Source organism: Streptosporangium sp. G12 (genome assembly GCF_052983175.1).
Map to the genome: position 1 here is coordinate 53,090 of NZ_JBRIQO010000023.1, position 25,311 is coordinate 78,400.

The following is a 25,311-nucleotide window of genomic DNA, read 5'->3' on the forward strand; positions in this document are numbered from 1 at the left end:
CTCATCCCGAGTCGACGGCGGCCGACGCCGCCCCGACGGCCGCCAGGGCCTCGGCGAAGCGGGATCGGGGCGCCTGCGCCGCGACGCGGAAGGCGTCGGCGGCGGTGTCGACGTCGTTCAGCTCCGGCATGCGGGCCACGTTCAGCCCGGCCTCGTGCAGGCGCCGCAGCTGGGTGGCGCCGGTGTCGGGCCGCGACATCGCCACGCCGAGCAGCAGGGACGGGTCGGGGCGGCACAGCCCGAGCAGCCAGAAGCCTCCGTCGGCCGCCGGTCCGTACACCGCGTCGTGACCGGCCAGCAGGGTGACGGCGGTGTTCAGCAGTTCCGGGGTCACCTGGGGGGTGTCCATGCCGATCAGGACCACCGGCAGCCGGTACAGCCGGTGGGCGTCGTCGAAGGCGGCGGCCAGGCGCTGGTCGAGGCCGTCGCCGCGCTGCGGGATCACGGTGAAGCCGTCCGGGAGCCAGGTCCCGGGCAGCCCTTCGAGCGCGAGCACCCGCCGGCCGGCCCGTGCCGCGGCCACGGCGTGCAGCGTGTCCCGCAGGGCGGCCGCCGCCAGGTGAGCGGCCTGGGCGGGGGTGAACGGCGGGGTCAGCCGGGTTTTCACCCGCCCGGCCACCGGCTCCTTGGCGATGACCACGATCTGCGCGGCGCTCATGTCGTCTCTCCCATGACACGGCGCATGTCGGCGATCGCCCGAAGGGTGCCGCGCACGGTGCCGGTCACCTTGGAGCGTCCGACGCGCGGCAGGTAGTCGACATCGGCCTCGGTGATCCGCCAGCCGGCCGCGGCCGCGCGCAGCACCATCTCCAGGGGGTAGCCGAACCGGCGGTCGGTCAGTCCCAGCTCGACCAGTTCGGCGCGTCTGCAGGCGCGCATCGGACCCAGGTCGCGCAGCGGGGCGCCGGTGCGGCGCCGCAGGCGTGCGGCCAGCACGGCGTTGGCGACCCGGGCGTGCACGGGCCCGGCGTGCGGCCTCCGGCGACCGAGTACGAGGTCGCCCTCGCCCGCCAGGACCGGGCCGGTCACCCGGGGCAGCTGGCCCGGGTCGAGCGAGGCGTCGGCGTCCATGAAGCACACGACCTCGGCGGTCGCGGCCAGCAGCCCGGCGTGGCAGGCGGCGCCGAACCCGCGGCGCGGCTCGCTCACCACCGTCGCGCCGTACGCGGCGGCGACACCGGCCGAGCCGTCGGTGGAGCCGTTGTCGACCACGATGGGGCGATAGCCGTGCGGCATCCGGTCGAGCACCCAGGAGAGCGCGGCCTCCTCGTTGAGACACGGCAACACCACGTCGATCTTCATGAGGTCGAGGCTAGGCCAGGAGGCGACGCTCACCTCTTACGAAGCGGTGACGTATGTCCAGCAAGACGTATGTCCAGCAAATGGTCGGCTCGCCTTTACCTCGGGAAAGTGGTTCACGACTCGGGGCGGCGAGTCGAATGAGCGAGAACCGCCCCGTTCGTACCGTTCGCAGAACGGGCACCGTGGCCGGTGGTCCACGGTGCCCGCCGTGCCGCGTGAACGAGGCCCCGAAGGAGGCGGGGGCGGCGGGACACCGGGTGAGGATCGCGAGCGAACCCGTCGCCGAGATCATGGCGGCGCCCCCGCCGTACCCGGCCGGATCGCCGTGCCCGGCCGGATCGCCGCGCCCGGAGGGGGCGCCGTGCCCGGAGGGGGCGCCGCCCCGCTCCTCCGCGACATGGAGCGATCACGCCGAGGGGCGGGACGGGGTCACCCGAAGATCTGGTCGACGCGGCGCCGGTAGGCGCGGCACCAGGACAGCCGGTAGAGGACCCGCATGATCAAAGGGGCGGTCGCCAGGAGGGGTCGCCGGGGTCGCCGACGCCACCGAGCCCGGCGACTCCCGCGAGTTCCGCAACGGCGCCGGCATCCAGCCCCGCGAGCGGCAGCCGGAGCGCGTCGTGGCGGCTCAGCATGCCCAGCGTGTCGTACATCTCCGCCGGGCCCTCTCCCGAGCGCATCGTGATGACGACGCCGACCCCGTCCCCGTCCCCGAGCAGGACCGCCAGGTCGGACAGCAGGCCGAGTGACGCGGAGTCCGCCCACTGCAGGTCGTCGATCACCACGAGCACGGGCCGGTCGCGTACGGCCAGGCCGAGGTAGGCCGCTGTGGCCCGGTGCAGCCGGAACCTGGCCTCCCCGGTCTCCGCCGGGCGTTCGGAGGTCTCGTCGGGCCCGCCCTCCCTGAGCAGGACGCGCAGGGAGCTCGCCCCCGCGTCCTCGGGCGGGACCTCGGCGCCCAGACACCGGACCACCTGCCGCCACGGCCACAGCGCGGGGGCGCCGGAGGTCTCGTGGCAACGCCCCCAGGCCACCAGCCATCCCGCCGCCGAACGGTCGTTCGCGAACGCCTCGGCCAGCCAGGTCTTGCCGATGCCGGGCTCGCCGGAGATGACGGCGATGCCGGGACGGCCGCGCTCGACCTCACCGGCCAGGGCGCGCAGGCGTTCGAGCCGGCCCGCCCTGCCCACGACCAGCCGCCGCGCGGGCGCGGGAACGTCCCGTGCGGGACGCGCGGTCAAGAGCGCCGGCGGCGAGGCCGGGGGCGCGGGAACGGCGGGAGGTGCCTGGACGGCCGGCGGATCGGGAGTGACGGGGAGCGGGGCAGGGGTCAGCGCGGGGTCCTGCGTGAGGATCGCCGCCTCCAGCCGCTGGAGCCCGGGCCCGGGGTCGAGGCCGAGTTCCTCGGCCAGGTGCGCCCGCGCCGACCGCAGCGCCCGCAGCGCCTCGGCCTGCCGCCCGAGCCGGTACAGCGCGAGGGCGAGCAGCTCCCAGAGCCCCTCCCGCAGCGGGCCGGCCCGCACGAGAGTCTCGAGCTCGCCGACGACGTGCGGACGCCCCTCGTCGAGACGGCGTGCCAGGTGCCGTTCCATCGTCGAGAGATGCGCCTCCCGCAGCCGCTCGATCTCCGGGCGCAGCCAACCGGTGTCCTCGAATTCCTCGTACGGCGTGCCGCGCCACAGCCGCAGCGCCTCTTCGTAGGCGCCGGTCTCTGCCAGGCGGGTCCGGTTCCCGGGCGGGCGGGGCGCGTGGTGACGCGGTCAGGGTTTGCGCGCGACGCCGCCGGCGCACGCCACCTCGGGAACGTCTCCCCAGGGGGCGGGATCCGGCCGCCACCGCTGCACCGGCACGACGCCCGGCTCCAGCAGCGTCAGACCGTCGAAGTAGCGGGCGATCAGCTCGGGGCTGCGCGGCGTGTAGGCGACCACGCCGCTCCCCGAGTTGTGGCGCCGCATCGCCTCGACGTACGCGGGGTCGGTGTCGACGCCGTCGTAGAGCGCCAGGTAGCTGCCCGAGGGCAGGTCCCGCATCAACCGGCGCACGATCGAGAGCGCCTCGTCGTGGTCGCCGATCAGGCCCATGATGCCCATCAGCATCAGCGCGGTGGGCCTGCCGAAGTCCAGCGTCTTCGCCGCTGTCCGCAGGATGTGCTCGGGGTCGCGCACGTCCGACTCGATGTAGTCGGTGGCACCCTCGGGCGTGCTGGTGAGCAGCGCCCGGGCGTGCACCAGCACCAGGGGGTCGTTGTCCACGTAGACGACGCGCGAGTCCGGCGCCACCCGCTGGGCGACCTCGTGGGTGTTGTCGACGGTGGGCAGTCCGGTGCCGATGTCCAGGAACTGGCGGATACCCGCCTCGCCGGCCAGGTGACGCACCACGCGGGCGAGCATGTACCGGGAGTGGCGGGCGACGTCCACCATGCCGGGGAAGACGGCGGACACCCTCTCGCCCGCCTCACGGTCGACGGCGAAGTTGTCCTTCCCGCCCAGCAGGTAGTTCCAGATGCGAGCCGAGTGCGGCACCTCGGCGTCGATCCGTTCCATCCCGGGTCTCCGCCCGTCCTCTGACGAACGGGATGACGGGTTCGAGACGGTCGGCTCGTCGGCCATGGGGGGATCTCCTGCCTTCCGGTGTCCTTGCAGGGAGATTACGCCCATACATGGACCCTGGCCCCGGATTACATGATCTTGTTTCCGCGGTGTCCGGCCGCCCGCGGGGCCCGCCGGGCGGTGATACCCGGCGTGACCAGCACGGATCACCGGTCCCGGAGAACCCGCTCGGCCAGGAAGTCCTCCCGGATCCGCCGGCCCACGGCGGCACCCTCAAGGGACGGGTTCTCGCCGGCCCGGTACGCGTGACCGCCTTTCCCGGTATCCGGACCGGCACTGTCATCGGCGCGCGGACCGTGGCCGAGCAGGCTGTCACCTTCGGACGGCTCTCCCCGTCCCCGTGACCGCCGGAGGTGCCTCACCTCGCGGTACTCCCGAAACGGGACCGGCCTGCCTCAGCGCGGACCCCCGCCGATCTGTGACTCCGGGCGGGCCGCGCGCATGGCCGACCGTACGATCTCCTCCAGGTGCGCGCTGTGCGCGCCACGCCAGTAGATCTGGCCGCACTCCGGGCATCGGCCGTAGACGTCGTAGGAGCGCTTGGTCCCGGCCTCCAGCAGGCGGTCGACCTCGGCTTTGTCGACGGGGGCCAGCTCCCCGTTGCAGGTCGTGCAGCGGGTCCACGGCCGCAGCGGTGGCGCGAACCGTTCCAGCAGGTCGCGCAGCTGGTCGTCCGCCTTGGTGCCTCGCACGTAGGCGCCGAACCAGAGCGCCCGGCGGCACAGCAGGCCATGGTCCTGGGTCAGCAGCACGCGGCGTTCCCTGTTCGCCTCGACGACCAGCGAGGGGTCGTCCATGTCGTTGTGGTAGGTCGCGTCCACGCCCAGCAGCCGGAGCCGCCGCGCGAGGGTGCCCAGGTGGACGTCGAGCAGGAACCGGGGCGCGCCCTGCCCGGGTTCGAGCGGCACCCGCTGGGGGCGGGGCACGGCGTGAACGTGGACCACGTCACCGGCGACGGGCTGATAGGACCTGCCGACCTCCGTGCCCTCGACGGTCAGGGGCCCCACCTCGGGCAGCGGAACCCCGAGCGACTCCACGACATGGCCCAGCGTCGATGTTCCGTCGGGCGCCACCCGCTGCCACTCACGCCGCCGCCGCGCGGGCAGGAACAGCAGCAACTCGGCGGCGATGTGCAGGCTGACATCGGATTCGCTCACACCTTCAGCATGCCAGGTGAGCCGGGTCTCGGCTTCAAGATCAAGTCCATCCTTTTCGGTGGACCCCGTGCCGTGCCCGTGCGTCCCCGCCCGCCGCGTCGTCGTGAACCAGGCGACCCCGGAACGCGCCAGGCGGTCGCGCACCCGCGCCCACTCCGGCGGACCCGCGCCCTCCTCGCCGTACCGCGCGTCGTGCTCCGCCACCGGATCGGCCATGCCGGCCGACTCCGGTGATGAGTTGTCGCGCCCGTACCCGTCACACCTACGACGGGACACGACAAGGCGGAAGGATGACGAGATGAGTGCGGACACGCGGCTGGAGGAGCTGGGCGTGAGCGGTCTGGACGAGGTCGACGAGCCGGCGTTCTCGGGGCTGGCGGAGCGGCACCGGCGGGAGCTGCACGTGCACTGCTACCGGATGCTCGGGTCGTTCGAGGACGCCGAGGACACCGTGCAGGAGACGTTCCTCCGTGCCTGGCGGCGGCGGGAGACCTTCGAGGGGCGGTCGACGTTCCGGGCCTGGCTGTACCGGATCGCCACCAACGCCTGCCTGGACCTGCTCGCCAAGTGCCGCCCGGAGCCTGCGACCGGCGGCGAGGTGCTGTGGCTGCAGCCCTACCCGGACCGGCTGCTCGACGAGCTGCCCGCGGGCGACGCGGACGAGCCGGAGACCGTCGCCGTCGCGCGGGAGACGATCGAGCTGGCGTACCTGGTCGCGGTCCAGCACCTCGCGCCGCGCCCGCGGGCCGTGCTGATCCTGCGGGACGTGCTCGGCTGGCCGGCGAAGGACGTCGCGGAGCTTCTCGGGGACTCCGTCAACTCCGTGAACAGCGCGCTGCAGCGGGCCCGCGCCGGCATGCGGGAGCACCTGCCCGCCGAGCGGCAGGACTGGACCGGCGGCGAGGAGGACGCCAGGACGCGAGAGCTGGTACGCCGCTATACCGACGCCAGCGTGGCCACGGACGTCGCCGGGCTCGCCGCGCTGCTGCGCGACGACGTCCGCTGCTCGATGCCGCCCACGCCGGGCCTGTACGTGGGCCGCGACACGGTGGTGAACGACTGGGTCGAGAGCGGCTTCGAGAGCATGAAGCACCTGCGCGCCGTCCTCACCTCCGTGAACCGGCAGCCCGCCGTCGCCTTCTACCTCTGGCGGAAGCGGGAGGGTGCGTACCTGCCGCTGACGATCGACGTCCTGCGCGTCACCGGCGGGGCGATCACCGAGATCGTCACGTTCCACGAGGACCGGTTCCCGCGGCTCGGGCTGCCGGAGCGCCTGCCGGCGGACGGCACGGAGTAGTCCCGGTGCGGACGCTCGCACTGCGAGGTGGCACGCGTGTCGCGGTGGTCGCGGCCGAGTGGTGCGACGCGTTCGGCGTCGTCACCCGCGGGCGGGTGCAGCTGGAGCTGCGCGACGGCGAGCCCGGGCCGGTCCTCGGACGCGACGCCGGGTTCTGGCTCCGCAGCACCGGCGTCCGCGCCCTGCGGAACCCCGGCCGTCGCACGGCGAGGGTACGCATCCTCACCCCCGGGGCCAGGACCGTCACCTGCCAGTCACCACACCCCTACGCCGGTCACCGAATGATGGAGGAGGACATGAACAGCATGAATGACACCGGGATCGTCGCAGGCCCGGCATCGGGCCGGACCAGCCGCGCCCACCGGCTCCGCGGGCTCGCCGGCACCGGCTTCGTCGCCACGCTCGCGGCGATGGCGGCCACCACCCTCGCCGCCGCGCTTGCCCAGGCCGCCGGCGTCGACTTCGAGGTCCCCGACGGCGGCGAGACGATCCCGTTGCCCGGGGTCGCCGTGGTGACCGGCTTCTTCTCGGTCGTGGGCATCGTCATCGCCGTCGCTCTTCTCCGTTGGAGCGCTCGCCCCGCCGAGCGATTCGTGTGGACGGCGGTGTCTCTGACCGCGATCTCGCTGGTCCCGCCCCTCCTCTGCGGGGCGAACACCGCCACCGTCACCACCCTCCTCGGGCTGCACCTCGTCCCTGCGGCGGTGATGATCCCCACCCTGGCGCGGAGCCTCCGCAACCGGACCGATTGACGATCCCGCAACTGCCGGGTCGACGTCAGGCTCAAACCGCGCCAGGACGCGCTCGCAGCCGGGCACTGACACCTACGCGTGCCGGAGGCCGGCACGCCGTGGCCGGAGTGGCAGAGAGCGCTGTTTGTGACATGGGAGGTCGGAAAGGCTCATCGGTCAGCCGGGACGAGTGCTGCGTCCCCATCTTCCGCCGTTGCCGGCCACGCCGTCCGCTCGTCGGTCTCCATGGCGGTCGCGGCGGCGCCGGCTCAGTTGAAGGGATTGTCGTAGGTGCCACTGCTCTTGGTGCGCATCATGTACTGATACCCGTTGCTGCTGCTGAACCAGCCGGCGGTCACGTCGAAGCGGAGGTTGTGGACGGCGCTGCCGAGATCGACCTCGGCGCTGTACAGGGACACCTGCTGGCACCCGGTAGCCGAGGTGGAACCGGTCCAGACCGGGTAGTTCGTGGTCGAGCCGTTCACCTTGATGAGGAAGGACGGCTGGGGGTAGGCGCCGCTCTGCCAGCAAAGGTTCAGCGAGTAGCGGTACTTCGTGTTGGAATCGTCGAACGCGACGGTCCCTTCCAGGCGGGCCAGCTGCATCCCGGATCCGTCGTTGGCGGTCACCTGCACGTAGACCTGCTGATCCGGGCCGTACGCGGCGTGGGCGGGGGTGACGGGCAGGAAGGTCGCGGCCAATGCCGTGACGGCGAGTGTGATCGACGTCGTCAGGCGACGTCCCCACGAGCGTTCGGTCAATTCACACCTCATCATTAAAAAGTGCGGGAACACCCGGAGGTTATATAGCGGGTCTTGAACCGTCCAGCACGGCGATTTTAGGGCCGGCCCCAAAAGCGTCTTACGTATCATCGGTCGCGCCGTTCTTGTGGCGACCAGGGAATATGGGGAGACGCAGTGCACAGAAATCCGACGTGGCGCTGAAAGTTTCATTCTCATCAGCCTAGATCAGCTCGGCGACCTCCCGACGGCTTACTTGCTCCATACAAAGATTAAAAGATTAAAGGAGGCTCGGCATCGAACTGTCACGTTGAACCGGACTCCGGGTTCTGGCGAATCGAACGTTCACCACTAAGCCATGATCGGCTACGGTGACCGCATGACCCCACTACCGGGTCGCAGAAACGGGCGATGTGACGGTGTCACCGGCCGATTTTCGCGCCTGATCGAACGCTTCCGATCGAACGCGCTTTTCGGAGGCGTGCGCGGGCGACCCGCCGTACTCGTCGAAGTGAGCCTTTTCATCCCGGGTAGCGGACCTCTTCGGCGAGTTGCAGGACGAGGATCGCCCGCACGAGCCGGCCAGAGTGGCCAGAAGATCGACGCTTTCGCGGATGTAGCGCCGGGCCGTGGTGGTGCCGATGGCGAAGCCGGCGGCCAGGGCGCCGTCAAGGGCGGCGAGTTCGACATCTGAGGTCCGCCGATCCCGCCCGGTGATCGCCTGAGGTGAGAGTCCCCGTCGCGTTGGGGGCTCTCACCCGTTCGCGGGTGCTCGCCACGAGCGTCACCGTTCGGCCGCTTCGGGCTCAGACGTTCGCCATGGTGTCCCCTGCTCCGGTGAGGTCCTGCCGGTCGGCGTTCTTTCCCAGGTAGGCGCGCAGGTGCCGGGCGGTGAGGGAGTTTCCTTCCGAGACGAGGTCGGCGGGGGTGCCGGTGAAGACGATCCGGCCGCCGTCGTGTCCGGCTCCGGGGCCGAGGTCGATGATCCAGTCGGCGTGGGCCATCACGGCCTGGTGGTGCTCGATGACGATCACCGTGTTGCCGTCGTCGACGATCCGGTCCAGCAGGGCCAGGAGCTGGTCCACGTCGGCGAGGTGCAGGCCGGTGGTCGGCTCGTCGAGCACGTACGTCGTGGCCTTCTCCGCCATCCGGATGGCCAGCTTGAGCCGCTGCCGCTCGCCCCCGGACAGGGTGGTGAGCGGCTGGCCCAGGCCGAGGTAGCCCAGGCCCACGTCGGCGAGCCGGTCGAGGACGGCCCGCGCCGCGCCGAAGCTCGCCTTCGAGGCCGCGTCCGCAGAACCCGTACCCGGACCGAAGAAGTCGCGGGCCTCGGTCACCGACATGCCCAGCACCTCGCTGATGTCCTTGCCGCGCAGCTTGTGGGTGAGCACCTCGGGCGTGAACCGCCTGCCCTCGCACTGCTCGCACACCGACGCCACCCCGGCCATCATGGCGAGGTCGGTGTAGACCAGGCCGATGCCCTTGCAGTTGGGGCAGGCGCCCTCGGAGTTCGCGCTGAACAGGGCCGCCCTGACCCCGTTGGCCTTGGCGAAGGCGGTGCGGATCGGGTCGAGCAGCCCGGTGTAGGTGGCCGGGTTGCTGCGGCGGGACCCGCGGATCGCGGTCTGGTCGACCACGGCGACGCCCTCCCTGCGGGGGAGCGAGCCGTGGATCAGCGAGCTCTTGCCGGACCCGGCGACGCCGGTGACGACGGTGAGCACGCCCAGCGGGATGTCGACGCTCACGTCCTTGAGGTTGTGCAGGGTGGCGCCCGTGATCGACAGCTGCCCGCGAGCCGGCCGTACCTTCTCGCGCAGCCGGGCCCGGTGGTCCAGGTGGCGGCCCGTCAGGGAGTCCGAGCGCCGGAGCCCGGCCACGTCACCGGTGAAGCACACCCGCCCGCCGGACGAACCCGCCCCCGGGCCCAGGTCGACCACGTGGTCGGCGATCTCGATCGTCTCCGGCTTGTGCTCGACGACCAGGACCGTGTTTCCCTTGTCGCGCAGGAGCAGCAGCAGGTTGTTCATCCGCTCGATGTCGTGCGGGTGCAGCCCCACCGTGGGCTCGTCGAAGACGTAGGTGACGTCGGTCAGGCTGGAGCCGAGGTGGCGGACCATCTTCACCCGCTGGGCCTCGCCCCCGGACAGGCTGGAGGACTCGCGGTCCAGGCTCAGGTAGCCCAGGCCGATCTCGACCAGCGACTCCAGCGTGTTGCGCAGGGTGGAGACCAGCGGTCCCACCGACGGGTCCTCGATGCCCCGGACGAACTCGGCCAGGTCGCTGATCTGCATGGCCGCGCAGTCGGCGATGTTGCGGCCGTCGATCTTCGAGGCCAGCGCGGCGGAGTTGAGCCTGCTGCCGCCGCACGCGCGGCAGCTCGTGAACGTCACGGCCCGGTCCACGAACGCCCGGATGTGGGGCTGCAGCGACTCCCGGTCCTTGGCGAGATAGAGCCGCCGTACCTTGACCAGGAGCCCCTCGTAGGTGGTGTTCATCGTGCCGATTTTGATTTTGGTGGCGGGCTTGTGGAGGAAGTCCTCCCACTGGGACGGGGTGTAGTCCCTCAGCTTGGCGTCGGGGTCGAAGAATCCGGCGTGGGCCAGGCCCTGCCAGTACCACGAGTCCACGGTGAAGTTCGGGATGGTGATCGCGCCCTCGTTGAGCGAGCGGTCGACGTCGACGAGCTGGGAGACGTCGATGTCCGACACCCGGCCGAGCCCCTCGCACTCCGGGCACATGCCCTCGGCGCTGTTGAAGCTGAAGGCGGTCGAGGTGCCGACGTGGGGGGTGCCGATCCGGCTGAAGACGATCCGCAGCATCGTCTGCGCGTCGGTCGCCGTGCCGACCGTGGAGCGGGAGTTGGCGCCCATCCGCTCCTGGTCGACGACGATCGCCGCGCTCAGGTTGCGCAGGGCGTCGACGTCGGGACGTCCCTGGCTCGGCATGAACGACTGGACGAAGGCCGTGTAGGTCTCGTTGATCAGGCGCTGTGACTCCGCCGCGATGGTGCCGAAGACGAGGGAGGACTTCCCCGAGCCGGAGACCCCGGTGAAGACGGTGAGCCGCCGCTTGGGAATGTCCAGCGAGATGTCGGCCAGGTTGTTCTCCCTGGCGCCGCGTACCTCGATCACGTCGTGGCTGTCCGCGACGGCCTGGCCATGCCGCGGGCCGCGATCACCGGCCGGTGGGGCGGATGGGAACACGAACCTTCTCACTTGATATCCTTATGCTGTAAAGAGTTGGCCCGGCCAAGTTAGTTTGTGCCGTAAGGAGTTGCAAGTGGTCGTCTTCGCCGGACAGGGCGACGCGCGCCGTTCGATGGCGCTGCTGTGGCGCACCACGGGGCGGGGAGAGGCGCGTCCCGGGCCCAAGCCCGCCCTGAGCGTGGACCTGATCGTGGACGCGGCCATCGCCGTCGCCGACGCGGAGGGGATGGCCGCGCTCTCCATGCGCGCGGTGGGCGAGCGGCTCGGGCGCACGGCCATGGCCCTCTACACCTACGTCCCCAGCAAGAGCGAGCTGGTCGACCTGATGTACGACCGGGCCCTCGCCGAGCTGTCCACCCGCCACGACCTGGCGGGCGGCTGGCGGGCGGCCGTGACCTCCTGGGCGCGGGAGACCTGGGAGTTCTACGTACGGCATCCGTGGGTGCTGCAGGTGTCGCAGGCGCGCCCCGTGCTGGGCCCCAACGAGTACGTCATGATCGAGGAGGCGCTGCGGATCCTCCGCGAGACCGGGCTGAAGGCCGGGACGCTGCGGTACGTCGTCGGGACGCTGTTCTACTTCGTGCGCGGGGCGGCGCAGACGGTCGCGGAGTCGAGGCAGGCCCCGGCGGCGACCGGAATGTCGGACGAGGAGTGGTGGTACGCCCGCTCGGCCCTGCTGACGGAGGTCGCGCCCGACTTCGCCGAGCGTTTCCCGACGACGGCCTGGCTCGCCGGTGAGGGCGCCTACGAGCCCCAGGACGAGACCGTCCCCTACATGGAACAGGAGGGGAGGGACACCTTCGCCGCCGGGCTCGCCATCCTCCTGGACGGGATCGAGGCGACGGTGAGCAGGGCCGGAGCCTGAAGGGCCCGGCGGCGTCACCGGACTCGTTCACGCCGGAGGCGAGGCGGACGGCCGGCGTCTCCAGAGCGCGCGCCGTACCAGATAGCCGGGACCGAGCAGCAGGAGGAGGGCGGACGTGCCGAGGAGCAGCGGGCCGAGGGGGTCGAAGTAGCCCGGTCTGTGCACCTTGAACTCGTGACCCGCGTCCAGGGCCGGTACCCCGTCCCCCACGGACAGCTCCCGCTCGTGCGTCTCGTAGCCGTGGATCCACACCTCCTGTCGGCCCGACAGGCCGTCGTCGGGAAGGTAGGAGCCCCACCAGCGGCAGGGGCCGCGGCCCTGGCACCTCACCTCCTCGGCGGTGAAGACGCCCATGGTGCCCTCGCGTTTGGCGGCACGTATCTCCAGCAGGGCGCCGTCGAAGGTCGTCACCCCGAGGAGCGTCGCCAGCAGCAGTGCCGGCGGCAGCAGGGCCACGATCAGGATCACCAGGCAGCCCGCGCCGCAGCCGTTCCTCTCCTCCGTGTCCTTCATGCCGCAGGCTCCCGTCCGCGCCGGTGATGAGGGCCCCGGTTCGAAAACGGGCGGGAGGCTCCCCGGGTTCCGTCCTGCCCGGCGCCGGGCGTCTCGGCGGTGAGCGTCCCGAGGGGCCGCGCCCGGCCTCGACGCAAGTGTGCCTAACCGGACCGCCGCGGGGCAGGAACAATCTCATGAAAAAGTTCTTCAAGGTCGTGGTGGCACGCTGGCTGGCCCGTACGCCGTTCGGGCTGGCGATCCTGGGGGCGGGCTGGTTCCTGGGGCGGCGGCGCAGGCGGCGTGAGCAGGAGCAGGCCGGGCGAGGTGGGCGGGGATACGTGACGCGGGGGAGCGGACGCCCGCCCCGCTCCGGCCGGCGCTGAACCCCGCCGCCCTCACGGGCGGGGGGACGGCGGGGACCGGTGGCCGGGGCGTGAGCGGAGTTCGTCCGCGATCCGCGCACGGATCTCGTCCGGCAGTTCCTCGCACGCGGCCAGCCGCGTCAGAGCCGCACGGCTCTCGGGTACGGCCCTGGTGTGGCGGAGTGCCCACACGGCCTTCTCGACGGCCGTTCCCCGCCGCGCGTACAGCTCCGCGAGGTCCATGAGCCAGGGCGTGAGCGCCTTTTCGTCATCGACCATGAGGCCGCACCAGATCAGGGTCTGCTCGGCGATCCAGGCGGTGATGCGCCGGGTCCAGATCTCCTCGAAGTCCGTGGTGTCGACGCCGAGGCGGGCGCACTCGGCCCTGGCGCCGGCCATGCGCCCGGCGGTGACGTGCCGGGCGTAGGGCATGTGTCCGCGCAGGACGGCCCGGATCCCGGTCCACTCGGGGTACTCGTCGTCCTCGCGTTCCCAGACGGCCGGCTCCTCCGGGGGCTCGGGCGAGGCGAGCACGGTCCGGGGCAGGCACGCTTCGAGCACGGCCCGCGCGTAGGCCAGGTTCTCCTCGCGCTCCTCTGTCTCCGGTGGCCAGACGAAGCCCGAGCCCCAGGAGAACGGGTAGGCCCGGACCGCGTCCGGCAGCAGCGGTGTCTCGTTCGAGATCATGTGACTCCCCGGTAGCTGGTGGTCGCTGTCACGGGCGGCGTAGGACGCTCCGCTCCTTGCGGGCCCGGCCGTTCCGCATAATCCTGCAAGCCGGTTTTGATGGTAAATATGGCATTTAGTGAGTTTTTTGTCCGGGGGACGCCTAGCTCAACCCGCCGGGGCAGTGGAACACCGACCCCGCGCGCCCGCTCCAGCAGGGGTACATGGGCATCCAGAACCACGGCGCCGGGGACGACATGTCTTTCCGCAACATCAGGATCGAGGAACTCGGCGCGACCGGGGGCGACACGACCGTCCAGGCGGAGAACCGGTCGGAGACGAACGGCGTGCAGACCTACCCGCGAACCCCCACGCACGGCGGCACCGTGCTCGGCTACGTCACCCCGGCGGCCGGGCCGCACCGGCTCGCCCGCCGGCCCGCGGCCCGGTCCTCGACAGAGGCGGCCGGCCAGGCGGGATCGGCGAACCGGCCGCGCTCCAGGATGTCGCGGCGGTAGGACGCGGCGACAGCTCTCAGAGTGAGAGGGTCGGCGGACCCGGGTCGGGGCAGGACCGCCGCCACCTCGGCGACGTGATTCACCGCCGTGAGGAAGTCCATCCGGCCGGGCGCAGATGGGTGATCACCATGGTGATGGCGTCGGTGGCGGGCAGATCTGCGAAGAAGCCGCCCGTGCCCGTTGCGGGTGACAGGATTTGCACACGCTCGGGTTGTTCCGGGCACGTGGACGACGGCGTCCGACCGATCGGGGAGCGGGGTCGGCGCGCACGGTCAGGCGTGGAGACTCCTGTCTTGACAGGGGGTCGCTCATCGCCAGCCAACCGTGATGGCCCGCCGACGATCTGACGGCGGCCGTGTGAACGTGGATGCGCGTCAGTTGGAGTGATCAAGCCCTCCGGCATAAGGCCGGGTCGGGATCGACCGGGAGGTGGACGGCGTGACCGGAGTGGCTGAGAAGCTGCTGGCCGCGTACGAGAGCCAGCTGCGGGGGTTGGTACCGCGGGACCTGCCATGGGGGACCGTGGTCGAGCGGGACGGACCGCTGGTGCGAACCCACTACGGCACCCACGGGACCGTCGATCACGCTGCTCTGGCCCGCGGTGACCTGGCGGGACTGATCCGCCGGCAACAGGAGGTCTTCGCCGCACGCCGTGAACCGATCGAGTGGAAGGTCCACTCCCACGACGCACCACCGCTCGCCGAGTCGCTGCGAGCCGCGGGGTTCGTCCCGGGGCCGGAGCGCGCTCTCCTGGCGGCCGACATCGACGGCATCCCGTCACCCGAAGCCCTGCGACCTGGCATACGCATACAGCCGCTTGACGGGGAAGAGGAGCGGCTGCGCCGCATGGCCGCGGCCGCGCCCGAGCAGCGAAGGCCACTGGCGGAGCTGGAGGCAGACGGGACGGCCCGCAGGGCTGAATCGGAGATGAAGATCCTGGCGATGGTGCACGACGGGCGGATCCTGGACGCGCTCTGGGTCGAACGAGTGGACGGCACCGACTTCGCGGCGATCGGCGGGATCACCGGCCCCAGCCCCGAACTGTTCCACGCCGCGGGTGCCTGGGCGGAACGGCACTACATCCCGCCCGCGCTTTCACCTCGTACGCCGCGTCATCTCGTCGCCGAGGCGCCCGACGCCCTGGTTCCCGCCCACGTCGCGGCGGGCTTCCACGAGATCGCGCGGGTGAGCACCTACCGCTGGGTGCCCGCCGGTGAGCCGGCTCGGGAGCGTCCCGCGAAGCAACTCCTGTCCGATCCCGAGCATGACGAGATCTGGAAGCGGTTCGAGACCCGGTTCGACGTGACCTACGAGACGGCCGACCGGGGAATCGCCGAACCCCCGGCCTCCGCCACCTGGCATCTCGACGCCGTTGAGCGTCAGAACGACCCGCTGCTCGCCGAGGTGGAGGCGATCGTCGCGCGTGGACTGCGCGCCGGCGCACGGCCCGGTGACCGGCTCTACCGCCTCAAGTGGTGCGTCAGCGGCTCCCGTATCGACCCGGCCCGTGTCGGCGGGCCAGGGCAGCCCCACTGGGCGAGCTACACGTACCTCGTCGACGAACACGTCATCCAAGTCACCGAGGACCTGCGGATGGGCACGTTCGGCAACTGGCGGGAATCCTCCCTGTGTGTCTTCGGCGACGAGCTCCTCGCCCGCGTGGACGAGGAGCTCACCGACCTCCTCGGCACCGTGCTGCGGCGCGGCGGGCGCCCCGTCGGCAACGTCTGGAGCTTCGGTCCCTGAGGACATGCCACCGGCATCGCGGTTCTGGTCGAGGCCGCGGGTGAAGGCGCGCGGACGAGGGCAGGGAACCCGGCGTCCGCGGAGGTGGTCCGTCCGGGGTGGACGCGAACGTCCCGCTACAACCGGGTCTTCTGCCGGTCCGGCGATCGTACGGTACCTGTCGCGGGCCGGTGGGAGGTCTGCCGGGCGACCATGCCGGCCAGTTCTTTCAGGGCCCGTTCGGAGTCGCTTCCCGGCTCGGCGGCCAGGGCGACGAATTTCTGGCCGGTGCCACTGACGGAGAGCACCTCCCAGGAAAGGGTGAGGTCGCCCAACGTCGGGTGGCGCAACTCCTTGGCCTCGTTGCCGCGCGTCTGCACCTCGTGGCGGGCCCAGATGTGGCGGAAATCCTCGCTGCGGGCGGTGAGCTCCTCCACCAGCCCGTGCAGGTACGGGTCGTCGGGGTCGGCCGCCACGGCGGAGCGTAGCTGCGCCGTCTTGGCGCGGGCGGCTTTCTCCCAGTCGGGGTAGAAATCGGCCGCTCGCGGATCGAGGTAGATCATGCGCAGGCAGTTGTCGATGTTGGTCATACCCTCGTACAGGGCCTTGATCATCGGATTGACGGCCAGGATGTCCAGGCGCCGGCCGATCACCATCGCGGGAGCCTGCGGGCAGAGCTGGACGAGCCGGAGCATGCTGGGGCTGACCCGCTCCACGGCGCCGGTCTCGACCCGGGGACGGACCCAGGGGTGGGCGAGCGAGTAGAGGTAGCCGGTGGCGTCGGGCTCCAGGCGCAGCACCCGTGCCAGGGCGCTCAGCACCTGGGGGGAGGGGTTGCGTTCCCGTCCCTGCTCCAGCCGGATGTAGTAGGAGGCGCTGACCCCGGCGAGCATGGCGACCTCCTCGCGCCGCAGTCCCGGGGTGCGGGAGGAGGGGGAGTGCAGGAAGCCCGCCTGTGCCGGACTGGTGGCTTCGCGCCGGGCGCGCAGGAACTCGCCGAGCAGGTTGCGGGGGCCGTTGTCCATTTAATGATGATATGTCGCTATTGTCCGATTGGCCTAGTGTGACGTTCCTGTGCTGATCGGTGGCAGTTTTTTACCTCAGGACCGTCACCTTCCGCCGTGCGGCCTGGCCGGCTTTCCCTGGACTGCTTCGGGGCGACGGCGGGGCGTACCGGTTCGCGGGGGAAGGCGGCCGGAGCGCCGAGCCGCGGGATGCACGAGACGAGGCGGGCGCCGACGGGGGAGTCCTCAAGGGTGAGGCCGCAGCGGTGCCGGCGGGCGGCGTCGCGGGTGATCGCCGAGGTCGCCGCCGCCGTCGGGACGACGGGCGGCGTCGAGGCGGGTGAGGCGTCCGAGGACGCGCCGGCGGACGCCTTTCCGGGTGAGGAACTCGGCGGGGTCGGGGAACTCGTGCCGCGGGCGGCGTCCGTGCGGGCCTGGGAGAGCAGGCCGTTGACGATGGTGTCGAGGCGGTCGGCGATGGTCAGCGCCGTACGCAAGGTGTGGTGGAAGTCGGTGTCCTCGGGGTGGTCGAGGGCGTTTTTGAGTTCGGCGCGCAACCTGGTGATCGGGTTACGCAGCTCGCGGGAGGTGGTGGCGACGACGCGGCGTTGCCGGGCGAGGGCCTCGTCGAGGCGGGCGAGGGCGTGGTTGGTGGTACGGGCCAGCTCGGCGATCTCGTCGTCTCCCGGCGGGACTCGCACGCGGCGACCGAGATCGTTCACGGTGACCTCGTCCAGATGGGTGCGGATGGCCTGGACGGGACGCAGCGCGCGGCCGATCACCCACCAGGTGGCCATGCCCGTGCCGCCGGTCAGGACCACGACGAGGACGGCCATGAGGTATTCGAACCCGTACTCCTGGAGCAGCCACGGCATGCCCAGGTCGGCCACCTTCCCGCCCCGGGTGCGGGCCTCGGACTCCAGGGCGTGGCGGACGGACGGACGGGCGCTCGCGCCGAGCGTGGTCAGGGCGATCAGCACCAGCAGGGACGTGGACGCGGTGCAACGCCCGCGGATGGATCGGGGACGTCGAGCGATGATCATGGTCTCTCCGGCGGGAGGAGGACGAGCGCCTCGGTCCGGGCCCGGAGGAGGTCACTGAGATGCCTACTGCTGTTCATGCCGTCACCATAAATCGGGATTGCTCACCCAGGCTGACCGTGGCACTCCCATGCATCCGCCCTGATCAGAGCCGGGTCACGAGTGATGCGAGCGGACCGGCGTCCTCGTCGAGCGCGCCCGCCCCGCTCGCCGCGCCGCTTCCCGGGGTGGATTGACTGGTAGTGACACACCCAGTCAAACTGGATAAATCGGACATATGATTCTGCAATGGCCAGTGAAAGCCTGCTCGGCGAGTTCCTTCGTGCCCGGCGCGCGATCACCACTCCCGCCCAGATCGGACTGCCGGACTCCGGGCTCCGCCGGACCCCGGGTCTGCGACGGCAGGAGGTCGCGATGCTGGCCGACGTCAGCACCGACTACTACATCCGTCTGGAACAGGGACGCGAACGCCACCCGTCCGACCAGGTGATCGGCGCCCTGGCGGAGGTGTTCGGCCTCGGCGCGGACGCCACGGCTCACCTGTACGCGTTGGCGCGCACGGACATGCCGGTCCACCGGGGGCCACACGTGCCGGCCGACGCCACGGCACGGGTCGGCCCGCATTTGATCCGGTTGATGCGCACCTGGCGGGCACCGGCCTTCGTGATGAGCCGATGCATGGACGTGCTGGCCATCAACCCGCTGGCCGTGGCCTTCTACCGGCAGGGGCTGCGCGCGGGGCTGAAGGCGGGCGACAACGTACTCGGCACGATCTTCCTCGACGCCGCCGCGCGGACGTTCTACCCCGACTGGGAGTCCACCGCGCACAACGCGGTCGCCCACCTGCGCGCCACCGTCGGCAGGGACCTCGGCGACCCCCGCCTGGCCGAGCTGGTCGACGAACTGTCCGATCGCAGCGACGACTTCCGCCGCCTGTGGGCCCGGCACGACGTGCAGACCAGGATCAGCCATGTCGTGCGCTTCCGCCATGATCTTGTCGGGGAGCTGACGGTCGACTGCGACATGTTCTCCGTCGCCGAGGCGCCCGGCCAGCAACTGGTCACCCTCCAGGCCGCGCCCGGCAGCCCCTCGGCGCGCGCGCTCGCCGTGCTCTGCCGGCAGGCCCGCGAACGCGATCCCGCCTCCGGCCCTCCCGCGCGGCGCTCCGACCCCGGGAACGAGCGCCCGGCCTCCGGGGAAGCGTCATGCTGAGCCGGTGTCTGCCGTCGTTCCGGGCCCGCCGGACAGCGGCGACCGCCGCCGTCGCGGCGTGTGTGTGCGTCGGCGTCGGCCTGCTCTTCCTGCTGTTCGCCGGCGGCAGGGAGGCGGATTTCACCCAGGCTCGCGTCACGGACGCCTGGAACCTGGTGGTGCCCCTCATCCGGCAGGGCCCGCTCCCGTCCGTCCTGCCCAGGGGCGGGGTCGAGGCGATCCAGGTGCTGGACGCCCATGGCCGGGTGGTCGCGTCGACCCCGGAACTCGCGGGCAGGCCGCCGATCGCGACCTTCCGTGCCGACGCCCGGAACGTGCGCACCACCCGGGTGCTGTGCCCGCCGCGGGGGCTGGAAGGCTGTATGACCGTCACCTCCTACAAGGTCTACCAGCCGCAGGGGGTCTGGCTGCTCTACGTGGTGACCCCGGAGGTGCCCTGGTACGGCGCGACCGCGGACCTCCTGCTGGTCGTCGGCGCGTCCCTGGTCGTGACCACCATGATGACCGCGTGGTCCTTCCGCGACCTCACCAAGGCCATGGCCCCGGTGAACGCCATCCGGGCCGAACTCGGCGAGATCACCCTCACCGCCCTCGACCGGCGGGTCCCGGTCCCCGCGGACTACCAGGAGATCAGGCTCCTGGCGGAAACCGTGAACGACACCCTGGACCGTCTCGAAAGCGCCTACACCCGGCTACGGCGTTTCACGGCGGACGCCTCCCACGAGCTGCGCACCCCCATCACCGCCATGCGCACCCACCTGGAGGGGGCGCTGCTGCACCCGCATGACACCGACTGGCCCGAGATGACCCACGCCGTGCTCGCCGGGGTGGACCTGCTCCAGGCGACCGCGGCCGACCTGCTGACCCTGACCCGTTTGGACGCGCGCCCGCTCCTGCGCTGCGATCCGACCGATCTGCGCCGGCTGGTCAAGGCGGAACTGAAGCGCCGGACGCACCGAAACAAGATCGTCGAGGATCTGGCCGAGAGCGCCTGGGTCGAGTGCGATCGGCTGCGGATCACCCGGCTGCTGGGCAACCTGCTCGACAACGCCGAACGCCACGCCGTCTCGCGGATCACCGTGAGCGTTCGGGGCGAGGGGGCGTCGGTGATCCTGGAGGTTGCCGACGACGGCGCCGGGATCCCCGCCGAACACCGGGAGACGGTCTTCGACCGCTTCGCCCGGTTGGACGCCGCGCGCAACCGGGACGCGGGAGGGACCGGGCTGGGGCTGGCGATCGCCAGGGAGATCGCCGAAGCCCACGGAGGCACGCTGACCGTCGAGGACAGCGAGCGGGGCGCGCGCTTCGTCCTGCGCCTTCCCGCGCGCGACGCCTGTCCGCCCGCCCGGACGGGATGAACCGTTCCCCTGCGGCGCCGGTGCGATGGCGGGGGCGGCGGGGACTTGATGGGTGGTAGTCACCCGGTCCCCCTGACCTCATATTCCCGAAATACGGTGATTTTATGGACGATATTCCTCTGTTTGGTGACTTTCTTCGCGAACGGCGTGAGGCTGCCCCTCCTCGCCAGGTGGGGCCGCCGGACTCCGCTTCCCGGCCGGAGCCGGGGCTGAGCCGCGAGGAGGTGGCGATGCTGGCCGGTGTCGGCATCGACTTCTACACGCGGCTGGAAGAGGGGCGCGAGCGGGATCCGTCGGGACGGGTGCTCGACGCGCTGGTCCGGGTGCTCGCCCTTGGGCCGGACGCCTCCCGGCACCTGTACGAGCTGGCGCAGCGGCGCCCGATCCGGCGTGGCGGCACCACGGAAACGGTCAGCCCCGGGCTCGTCACGCTGATCCGGAGCTGGCCGGCCACCCCCGCGCTCGTGTGCGGGCGCTTCCTGGACGTGCTCGCGACGAACCGGCCGGGTGACGTGCTGTACGACGGCATGGACTACCGCGACAACCTACTGCGCATGGTCTTCCTCGACCCCGCGGCGCAGAGCTTCTACCTCGACTGGGAGCGGCTGGCCAGGGCGCGGGTCGCGTCGCTGCACCTGGTGGCCGCCGCGGACCCGGAGCACCCCCACCTCACCGAGCTCGTCGGCGAGCTGTCGCTGAAAAGCGCGGAGTTCCGCAGGCTCTGGGCCCGCCGGGACGCCGATGACCTGACCTGCACGCCCCGGGGCGTCCGGCACGCCATGGTGGGCGAGCTGGACGTGACCGGCGCCACCTACGACGTCGGCCATGCCTCCGGGCAGCGGCTCCTCCTCCTGCAGGCCGAGCCCGGCAGCCCCTCCGAGGAGTCCCTCACCTTCCTGACCGGTCTCGACGCGGGCTGACCAGTCCTGGAAAGTACTTGACGATACGGAAAGGAGAAAGTACTTTCCAACTAGGAAAACAAAAGGAGCGGGCATGGACATCACCCCCGAAGAGGCCGCGCGGACGCTGGCCCAGGTCCACGAGACGCAGCGAAAGGTGTTGCGCGCCGCGCCGCCGATGTTCCCCGCCTGGTATCCGGTGGCGGTCTGGGCCTTCGTCACCGCCATACAGTTCGTCACCGAGATCCCGCCCGCCTGGTGGCTCGGGATCGCCGTGCCGGCCCTGTCGGCCGGTCTCGTCCTCGCCGTTCTCAAGTTCGTGAGAGACGTCAGGGACGCGAAGCTGCGCCCGCACTCCTCCGTGGTGGATCCGTGGGCATGGGCCGGCTTCACCGGCTGGGTGCTCGTCACGGTCGCCGCGTCAGCCCCGCTGGCGCTGTGGTTCACCGAGCTGGGCCTCGCCTACCCGCGCACCCTCATGGGTGTGATCATGACTACGATCGTGGCGATCACCTCGCCGCTGCTGGCCAGATGGATGTCGGGACGGACCGCGAGGCGGGCGGAGATGGCGAAGCGATGACCCCGCGACTCGACCCGGCGATCCACGCGCCGACCCGGCTGCAGATCGTCTCGCTGCTGGCCGCCGCCGACGAGGCCGAGTTCGCCTTCGTCCGCGACAACCTGGGCGTCAGCGACTCGGTGCTGTCCAAGCACGCGAGCGCTCTGGAGGCGGCCGGTTACGTGAAGATCCGCAAGGGGCACGTCGGCAAGCGCCCGAGAACGTGGTTCAGCCTCACCCGCGAGGGGCGGGCGGCCTACACCGGCCACGTCGCCGCGCTCCAGGCCATCGTCGCCCGGTCCGGCCTCTCGGTCTTCCCCGGCTGAGACGGAACCCGCCGGAACACGGCCCCCCGGGATACATCGGGGCCCCCGTCGAGGAGCCGGGCGAGGCGCCCGCGGGTGACGGCCGCCCGCGTGGCCGAGTGCGGGTGGGCGTCCGGCGCGTCCAGGTTCGCCTCCACCCCACGGGGTAGAGACGGGGACCATGAACGCACTCACCTGGGATCAGGTCCACGCGCGGCGGCTGGCTCGCCACCATCTCGTGGAACCCGTCTCCGGCGACCCGCGCGAACCCGTGCGCGACGTGTGCGGGGTGCAGTCGCAGGTCGCCGCCGCGGCCGAGCTGTCCATCGGGTCGCGGGTGAAGGGCGCCACGCGGGAGCGGGTCCGCGCGGAGCTGTACGACAGCAAGCGCCTCGTCAAGACGTACAGCCTGCGCGGCACCCTGCACGTGCACGCCGCCGACGAGCTGGCGCTGTGGATGGCGGCGATGCGCTGGAAGCCCTACTGGCGCGCCAAGGACAGCTGGCACGCTTACCACGGCCTCACCGCCAAGCAGGGCGAGACGTTCGTCGACGCGGTCCGCGAGGCGCTGGACGGCGAGTGCCTGACCCGCGAGGAGCTGGCCGGGGAGGTCTCCGGGCGCGTCGGCGCGTGGGCCAAGGACAAGCTCGCCTCCAACTGGGGCGAGCTGCTGCGTCCCGTCGCCTACCTCGGCGTGCTCTGCTTCGGGCCGGTACGGGGCGCCAAGGTGACCTATGCCAGGCCCGACCGGTGGGCGGGGCTGAAGACCGAGGTCGGGGACCAGCCCGACCCCGAGGAGTCGGCGATGGAGATCGTGCGCCGCTACCTGCGCGCGTACGGCCCCGCCACCCACCAGGACCTGGCCCGCTGGTTCGCGCTCAGGCCGCCCGAGGCGCGTGAGGCGCTGGAGTCGCTCGGCGACGAGGTCGCCCGGGTCGAGGTCGAGGGGCGCGAGGCGTACGTCCTGGCCGCCGACGACGACCGCTGGCCGTCCGGCCCGAGCTGCCTGCGGCTGCTGCCGCAGTACGAGGCGTACGTCCTCGGCAGCGGTCCCAAGGAGGTCGTCGTGCCCAAGGACACCGCCGCGCGCGTCTTCGAGCACGGCCGGGGCAGGTACGAGGGCGCGGTCGCCCACCAGATCATGCTGGTCGACGGGGTCGTCTCCGGGATGTGGGAGCGCAGGGAGAAGGGCGGCAGGGTCGAGATCAGGCTGGAGTCGTTCGTCAAGCTCGACTCCGGCCGGACCAGGGAGCTGGAGAGGGAGGTCGAGCGCGTCGGCCGCTTCTACGGCGCCGAGGCCACCCTGTCCACGGGCAGGCTCACCGGCGGGAGGCGCTGAGCTCCTCAGGCGCCACCGCGCACGTCCGCCGGGTGACGCGCGGGGAGGGCCGGGGCGAGGAGACCGCGCCCGGCGCGGGTGGACCGCACGGCCGGGGATACGCTCGGGTGTCCCTCGCCGTCCGGCGCGGCGCGGTGCCGGCACCGCGCGATCCCGGGTTCGCCGCGTTCCCGCTCACCGGGTGCAGCGTGCTCCGTTCCTGGGCGGGGTCAGGTCGACGAGGTAGCGGGTGACGGTGTCGTCGACGCAGGAGGAGACGCCGGTGGCGTAAACGGTGTGCCCGTCGGCGTCGTAGGTCAGCAGCACGGCCGAGGGCATGTTCCCGGCGACCTCTCTGGCCCAGCGGTACGGTGTGCGCGCGTCCCGGGTGTGGCTGATCAGCACGATGGGCCCGGCGCCCCTGGCGCGGGCAGGGGTGGGCGCGACCGCGGGTGAGGGCAGGAAGGCACAGGTCAGGTTGGTACCGTCGGAGAGACGGTCGATACGGCGGATCTGCCCGGCGAGCCGTTCGTAGTCCCTCAGGTTCCCGGAGTGGGGCCGGTCGAGGCAGTTGACTACGCTCGTCACCTCGTCGACGGGCAGGGACACCGAGGGGGCGCCGAGCCGGACCCGCAGGTCCGCGAGCGGGGCTCCGTCCCCGTCGGCCGCCGCGCCCAGCGCGGTGGACAGCTCCCGCCAGGAGGAGGGGTCGATGAGGGTGCCGCCGATCACCGCTCGTACGGTGTCGGCGTCGAGGTCGTACCTGCCCCCGCGCAGGGGCCTGGCCTTCGCCCGCGCGATCACCTTGTCGATGGCGGCGAGAACGCCCTTCGCGCTGCCGGCCGGGCAGGCCATCCGGGGGTCGCGGGCGCACGCGCGGGCGAAGGAGTGCAGCGCCGCGGTGTGGGCCCTGGCGCCGTGGAGGGAGTCGGTGTCCCAGTTCAGGTGCGCGGTGTCGATGCCGTCGAGCACCATGGCGCGGACGCGGCGCGGGAAGCGGTCGGCGTAGCGCTGGCCGATGTTCGTGCCGTAGGAGTAACCGAGGAAGCTGATCGTGTCCTGGCGCAGCGCCGCGCGCAGCAGTTCCAGGTCGGTGACGACATTGGCGGTACCGACGTGGGGCAGGACGTCCTTGCCGGTGCCGCGGGCGCAGGCCTGGACGATGAGCCGGTAGTACGGTGCGACCTCACCGACCAGCGGCAGGTCGGCACGTGGCTTTCCGATGGGTTTGTCACCCGCCCGCAGGCTGCAGTCGATGGCGGGCCTGCTGCCGCCCACCCCGCGGGGATCGAAGCCGACGACGTCGAAGCGTTCGCGGATCTGCGCGGGCCAGGTCTCGTGGAAGGTGCGCACCATCCAGGTGCCGGACTGTCCCGGACCTCCGGCCGCGGCGACGAGCGTCCCGATCCGCTGGTCGGGCCTGCTCGCCGGGGCCTTGATTAGGGGAAGGGTGAAGGTCCTGCCGTTGCCGGGGTCGGCGTAGTCGACGGGCACGGTGAGGGTCGCGCATCTGAACAGGCCGCACTTCCTCCACTTCGGCGCCTTCCGGATGAAACGTTCCAGGCGGGCGTCGGACGCGGGGCCGGGAGCCGTGGCGAGGGCCGTTGTGCCGGACGGGGTGCCGGACGGGGTGCCGGACGGGGCGCCGGGAGCCGTGGCGAGGGTCCTGGCGCCGGGCGTGTTCGCCGCGCCGTTCGGTACGCCGGCGAAGGCGGGACCGGCCCCGAGGCCCGCCACGGCCACCGCGGTGGCCAGCGCCGCCACGGCCTCGGTCCATCGGCGCCGGGTACCGCCGGTCCTCGCCGTTCTCGTCGGCTTCTCGCCGTTCATGTTCTCTCCTTCGGGTCGGTCCTGATCGGTCCGCCCCACCTGCGGGTGGAGTCGAGGATCACCGGACGGCCGGAAAGAACTTCGGGTAAGAAAATGAAGATCCTTCCGCTTCT

General features: G+C 71.6%; 24 protein-coding genes and 1 pseudogene. 12 read left to right on the plus strand and 13 right to left on the minus strand.

Features of this window, described 5'->3' with window-relative positions; genetic code table 11:
• Position 1: 1 nt before the first annotated feature.
• From ACVCAG_RS31805 to ACVCAG_RS31825, 5 genes are all read right to left on the minus strand, one after another.
• A complete protein-coding gene (locus ACVCAG_RS31805; RefSeq protein WP_440087102.1) occupies positions 2-658 on the minus strand; it encodes a TIGR04282 family arsenosugar biosynthesis glycosyltransferase in 657 nt (218 codons plus the stop codon).
• Complete coding sequence (locus ACVCAG_RS31810) at positions 655-1,302, minus strand: glycosyltransferase (protein ID WP_440087101.1); 648 nt, start codon at positions 1,300-1,302, stop codon at positions 655-657. Before ACVCAG_RS31810 ends, ACVCAG_RS31805 begins: the two co-directional genes overlap by 4 nt.
• A 500-nt stretch (positions 1,303-1,802) precedes the next feature.
• Positions 1,803-3,020: a BTAD domain-containing putative transcriptional regulator gene (locus tag ACVCAG_RS31815; protein WP_440087149.1), complete on the minus strand. Its 1,218-nt coding sequence runs from the start codon at positions 3,018-3,020 to the stop codon at positions 1,803-1,805.
• A 42-nt stretch (positions 3,021-3,062) separates the two neighbouring features.
• Positions 3,063-3,845, minus strand: a complete 783-nt coding sequence (locus tag ACVCAG_RS31820; RefSeq protein WP_440087100.1) for an SAM-dependent methyltransferase — start codon at positions 3,843-3,845, stop codon at positions 3,063-3,065.
• A 461-nt stretch (positions 3,846-4,306) separates the two neighbouring features.
• Positions 4,307-5,068 carry a Mut7-C RNAse domain-containing protein gene (locus tag ACVCAG_RS31825; RefSeq protein WP_440087099.1) on the minus strand — a complete coding sequence of 254 codons (762 nt, stop codon included), beginning with the start codon at positions 5,066-5,068 and terminating at the stop codon, positions 4,307-4,309.
• A 298-nt stretch (positions 5,069-5,366) separates the two neighbouring features.
• Here ACVCAG_RS31825 and ACVCAG_RS31830 point away from each other — a divergent pair, with 298 nt between their 5' ends.
• On the plus strand, positions 5,367-6,365 hold the full coding sequence (locus ACVCAG_RS31830; protein ID WP_447190985.1) for an RNA polymerase subunit sigma-70: 999 nt from the start codon (positions 5,367-5,369) through the stop codon (positions 6,363-6,365).
• 5 nt (positions 6,366-6,370) lie between these two features.
• Positions 6,371-7,117: a DUF6069 family protein gene (locus tag ACVCAG_RS31835; RefSeq protein WP_447190986.1), complete on the plus strand. Its 747-nt coding sequence runs from the start codon at positions 6,371-6,373 to the stop codon at positions 7,115-7,117.
• Positions 7,118-7,365: 248 nt separating this feature from the next.
• On the opposite strand, the gene ACVCAG_RS31840 is transcribed toward ACVCAG_RS31835, so the two are convergent.
• From ACVCAG_RS31840 to ACVCAG_RS31850, 3 genes and pseudogenes are all read right to left on the minus strand, one after another.
• Positions 7,366-7,857 carry a hypothetical protein gene (locus ACVCAG_RS31840; protein WP_440087096.1) on the minus strand — a complete coding sequence of 164 codons (492 nt, stop codon included), beginning with the start codon at positions 7,855-7,857 and terminating at the stop codon, positions 7,366-7,368.
• A gap of 559 nt (positions 7,858-8,416) precedes the next feature.
• Positions 8,417-8,497 (minus strand): annotated as a pseudogene (locus ACVCAG_RS31845) (IS5/IS1182 family transposase); the annotation flags it as partial.
• Positions 8,498-8,642: 145 nt separating this feature from the next.
• Positions 8,643-11,039 carry an ATP-binding cassette domain-containing protein gene (locus ACVCAG_RS31850; protein ID WP_447191017.1) on the minus strand — a complete coding sequence of 799 codons (2,397 nt, stop codon included), beginning with the start codon at positions 11,037-11,039 and terminating at the stop codon, positions 8,643-8,645.
• A 76-nt stretch (positions 11,040-11,115) separates the two neighbouring features.
• Between ACVCAG_RS31850 and ACVCAG_RS31855 the strand changes: the two genes are divergently transcribed.
• Positions 11,116-11,907, plus strand: coding sequence for a TetR/AcrR family transcriptional regulator (locus tag ACVCAG_RS31855; RefSeq protein ID WP_447190987.1), 792 nt, complete (start codon positions 11,116-11,118; stop codon positions 11,905-11,907).
• Between the two features lie 27 nt (positions 11,908-11,934).
• Here ACVCAG_RS31855 and ACVCAG_RS31860 read toward each other — a convergent pair whose 3' ends face one another.
• Positions 11,935-12,420, minus strand: coding sequence for a hypothetical protein (locus ACVCAG_RS31860; protein ID WP_440087094.1), 486 nt, complete (start codon positions 12,418-12,420; stop codon positions 11,935-11,937).
• A gap of 176 nt (positions 12,421-12,596) precedes the next feature.
• Between ACVCAG_RS31860 and ACVCAG_RS31865 the strand changes: the two genes are divergently transcribed.
• Positions 12,597-12,785: a DUF6203 family protein gene (locus ACVCAG_RS31865; protein WP_440087093.1), complete on the plus strand. Its 189-nt coding sequence runs from the start codon at positions 12,597-12,599 to the stop codon at positions 12,783-12,785.
• 12 nt (positions 12,786-12,797) lie between these two features.
• On the opposite strand, the gene ACVCAG_RS31870 is transcribed toward ACVCAG_RS31865, so the two are convergent.
• Entirely contained in the window at positions 12,798-13,451 is a 654-nt protein-coding gene (locus ACVCAG_RS31870) for a hypothetical protein (RefSeq protein WP_440087092.1), read from the minus strand.
• 203 nt (positions 13,452-13,654) lie between these two features.
• On the opposite strand from ACVCAG_RS31870, the gene ACVCAG_RS31875 reads away from it, so the two are divergent.
• Positions 13,655-13,948 (plus strand): hypothetical protein, encoded by a 294-nt coding sequence (locus ACVCAG_RS31875; RefSeq protein WP_440087091.1) that lies wholly within the window; start codon positions 13,655-13,657, stop codon positions 13,946-13,948.
• A gap of 438 nt (positions 13,949-14,386) precedes the next feature.
• Positions 14,387-15,694, plus strand: a complete 1,308-nt coding sequence (locus ACVCAG_RS31880; protein WP_447190988.1) for a DUF2716 domain-containing protein — start codon at positions 14,387-14,389, stop codon at positions 15,692-15,694.
• A gap of 116 nt (positions 15,695-15,810) precedes the next feature.
• Here the strand turns inward: ACVCAG_RS31880 and ACVCAG_RS31885 are convergent, their stop codons facing one another.
• A complete protein-coding gene (locus tag ACVCAG_RS31885) occupies positions 15,811-16,698 on the minus strand; it encodes an MmyB family transcriptional regulator (RefSeq protein ID WP_440087089.1) in 888 nt (295 codons plus the stop codon).
• A gap of 17 nt (positions 16,699-16,715) precedes the next feature.
• Positions 16,716-17,720, minus strand: coding sequence for a sensor histidine kinase (locus ACVCAG_RS31890; protein ID WP_447190989.1), 1,005 nt, complete (start codon positions 17,718-17,720; stop codon positions 16,716-16,718).
• Positions 17,721-18,005: 285 nt separating this feature from the next.
• Between ACVCAG_RS31890 and ACVCAG_RS31895 the strand changes: the two genes are divergently transcribed.
• The 6 genes from ACVCAG_RS31895 (at position 18,006) to ACVCAG_RS31920 (ending at position 23,389) form a co-directional block, all read left to right on the plus strand.
• Entirely contained in the window at positions 18,006-18,929 is a 924-nt protein-coding gene (locus ACVCAG_RS31895; protein ID WP_440087087.1) for an MmyB family transcriptional regulator, read from the plus strand.
• On the plus strand, positions 18,923-20,287 hold the full coding sequence (locus ACVCAG_RS31900; protein WP_440087086.1) for an ATP-binding protein: 1,365 nt from the start codon (positions 18,923-18,925) through the stop codon (positions 20,285-20,287). The genes ACVCAG_RS31895 and ACVCAG_RS31900 overlap by 7 nt, the downstream gene beginning before the upstream one ends.
• A 104-nt stretch (positions 20,288-20,391) precedes the next feature.
• Positions 20,392-21,207 carry an MmyB family transcriptional regulator gene (locus ACVCAG_RS31905; RefSeq protein ID WP_440087085.1) on the plus strand — a complete coding sequence of 272 codons (816 nt, stop codon included), beginning with the start codon at positions 20,392-20,394 and terminating at the stop codon, positions 21,205-21,207.
• A gap of 73 nt (positions 21,208-21,280) precedes the next feature.
• The gene (locus tag ACVCAG_RS31910; RefSeq protein ID WP_440087084.1) at positions 21,281-21,766 is read left to right on the plus strand and encodes a hypothetical protein; all 486 of its coding nucleotides are present in this window, start codon (positions 21,281-21,283) and stop codon (positions 21,764-21,766) included.
• Entirely contained in the window at positions 21,763-22,071 is a 309-nt protein-coding gene (locus tag ACVCAG_RS31915; RefSeq protein WP_440087083.1) for a transcriptional regulator, read from the plus strand. Before ACVCAG_RS31910 ends, ACVCAG_RS31915 begins: the two co-directional genes overlap by 4 nt.
• Before the next feature lie 160 nt (positions 22,072-22,231).
• Positions 22,232-23,389, plus strand: coding sequence for a DNA glycosylase AlkZ-like family protein (locus ACVCAG_RS31920; protein ID WP_440087082.1), 1,158 nt, complete (start codon positions 22,232-22,234; stop codon positions 23,387-23,389).
• Positions 23,390-23,563: 174 nt separating this feature from the next.
• Here ACVCAG_RS31920 and ACVCAG_RS31925 read toward each other — a convergent pair whose 3' ends face one another.
• Positions 23,564-25,198: an alpha/beta fold hydrolase gene (locus ACVCAG_RS31925; RefSeq protein ID WP_440087081.1), complete on the minus strand. Its 1,635-nt coding sequence runs from the start codon at positions 25,196-25,198 to the stop codon at positions 23,564-23,566.
• Positions 25,199-25,311 lie beyond the last annotated feature (113 nt).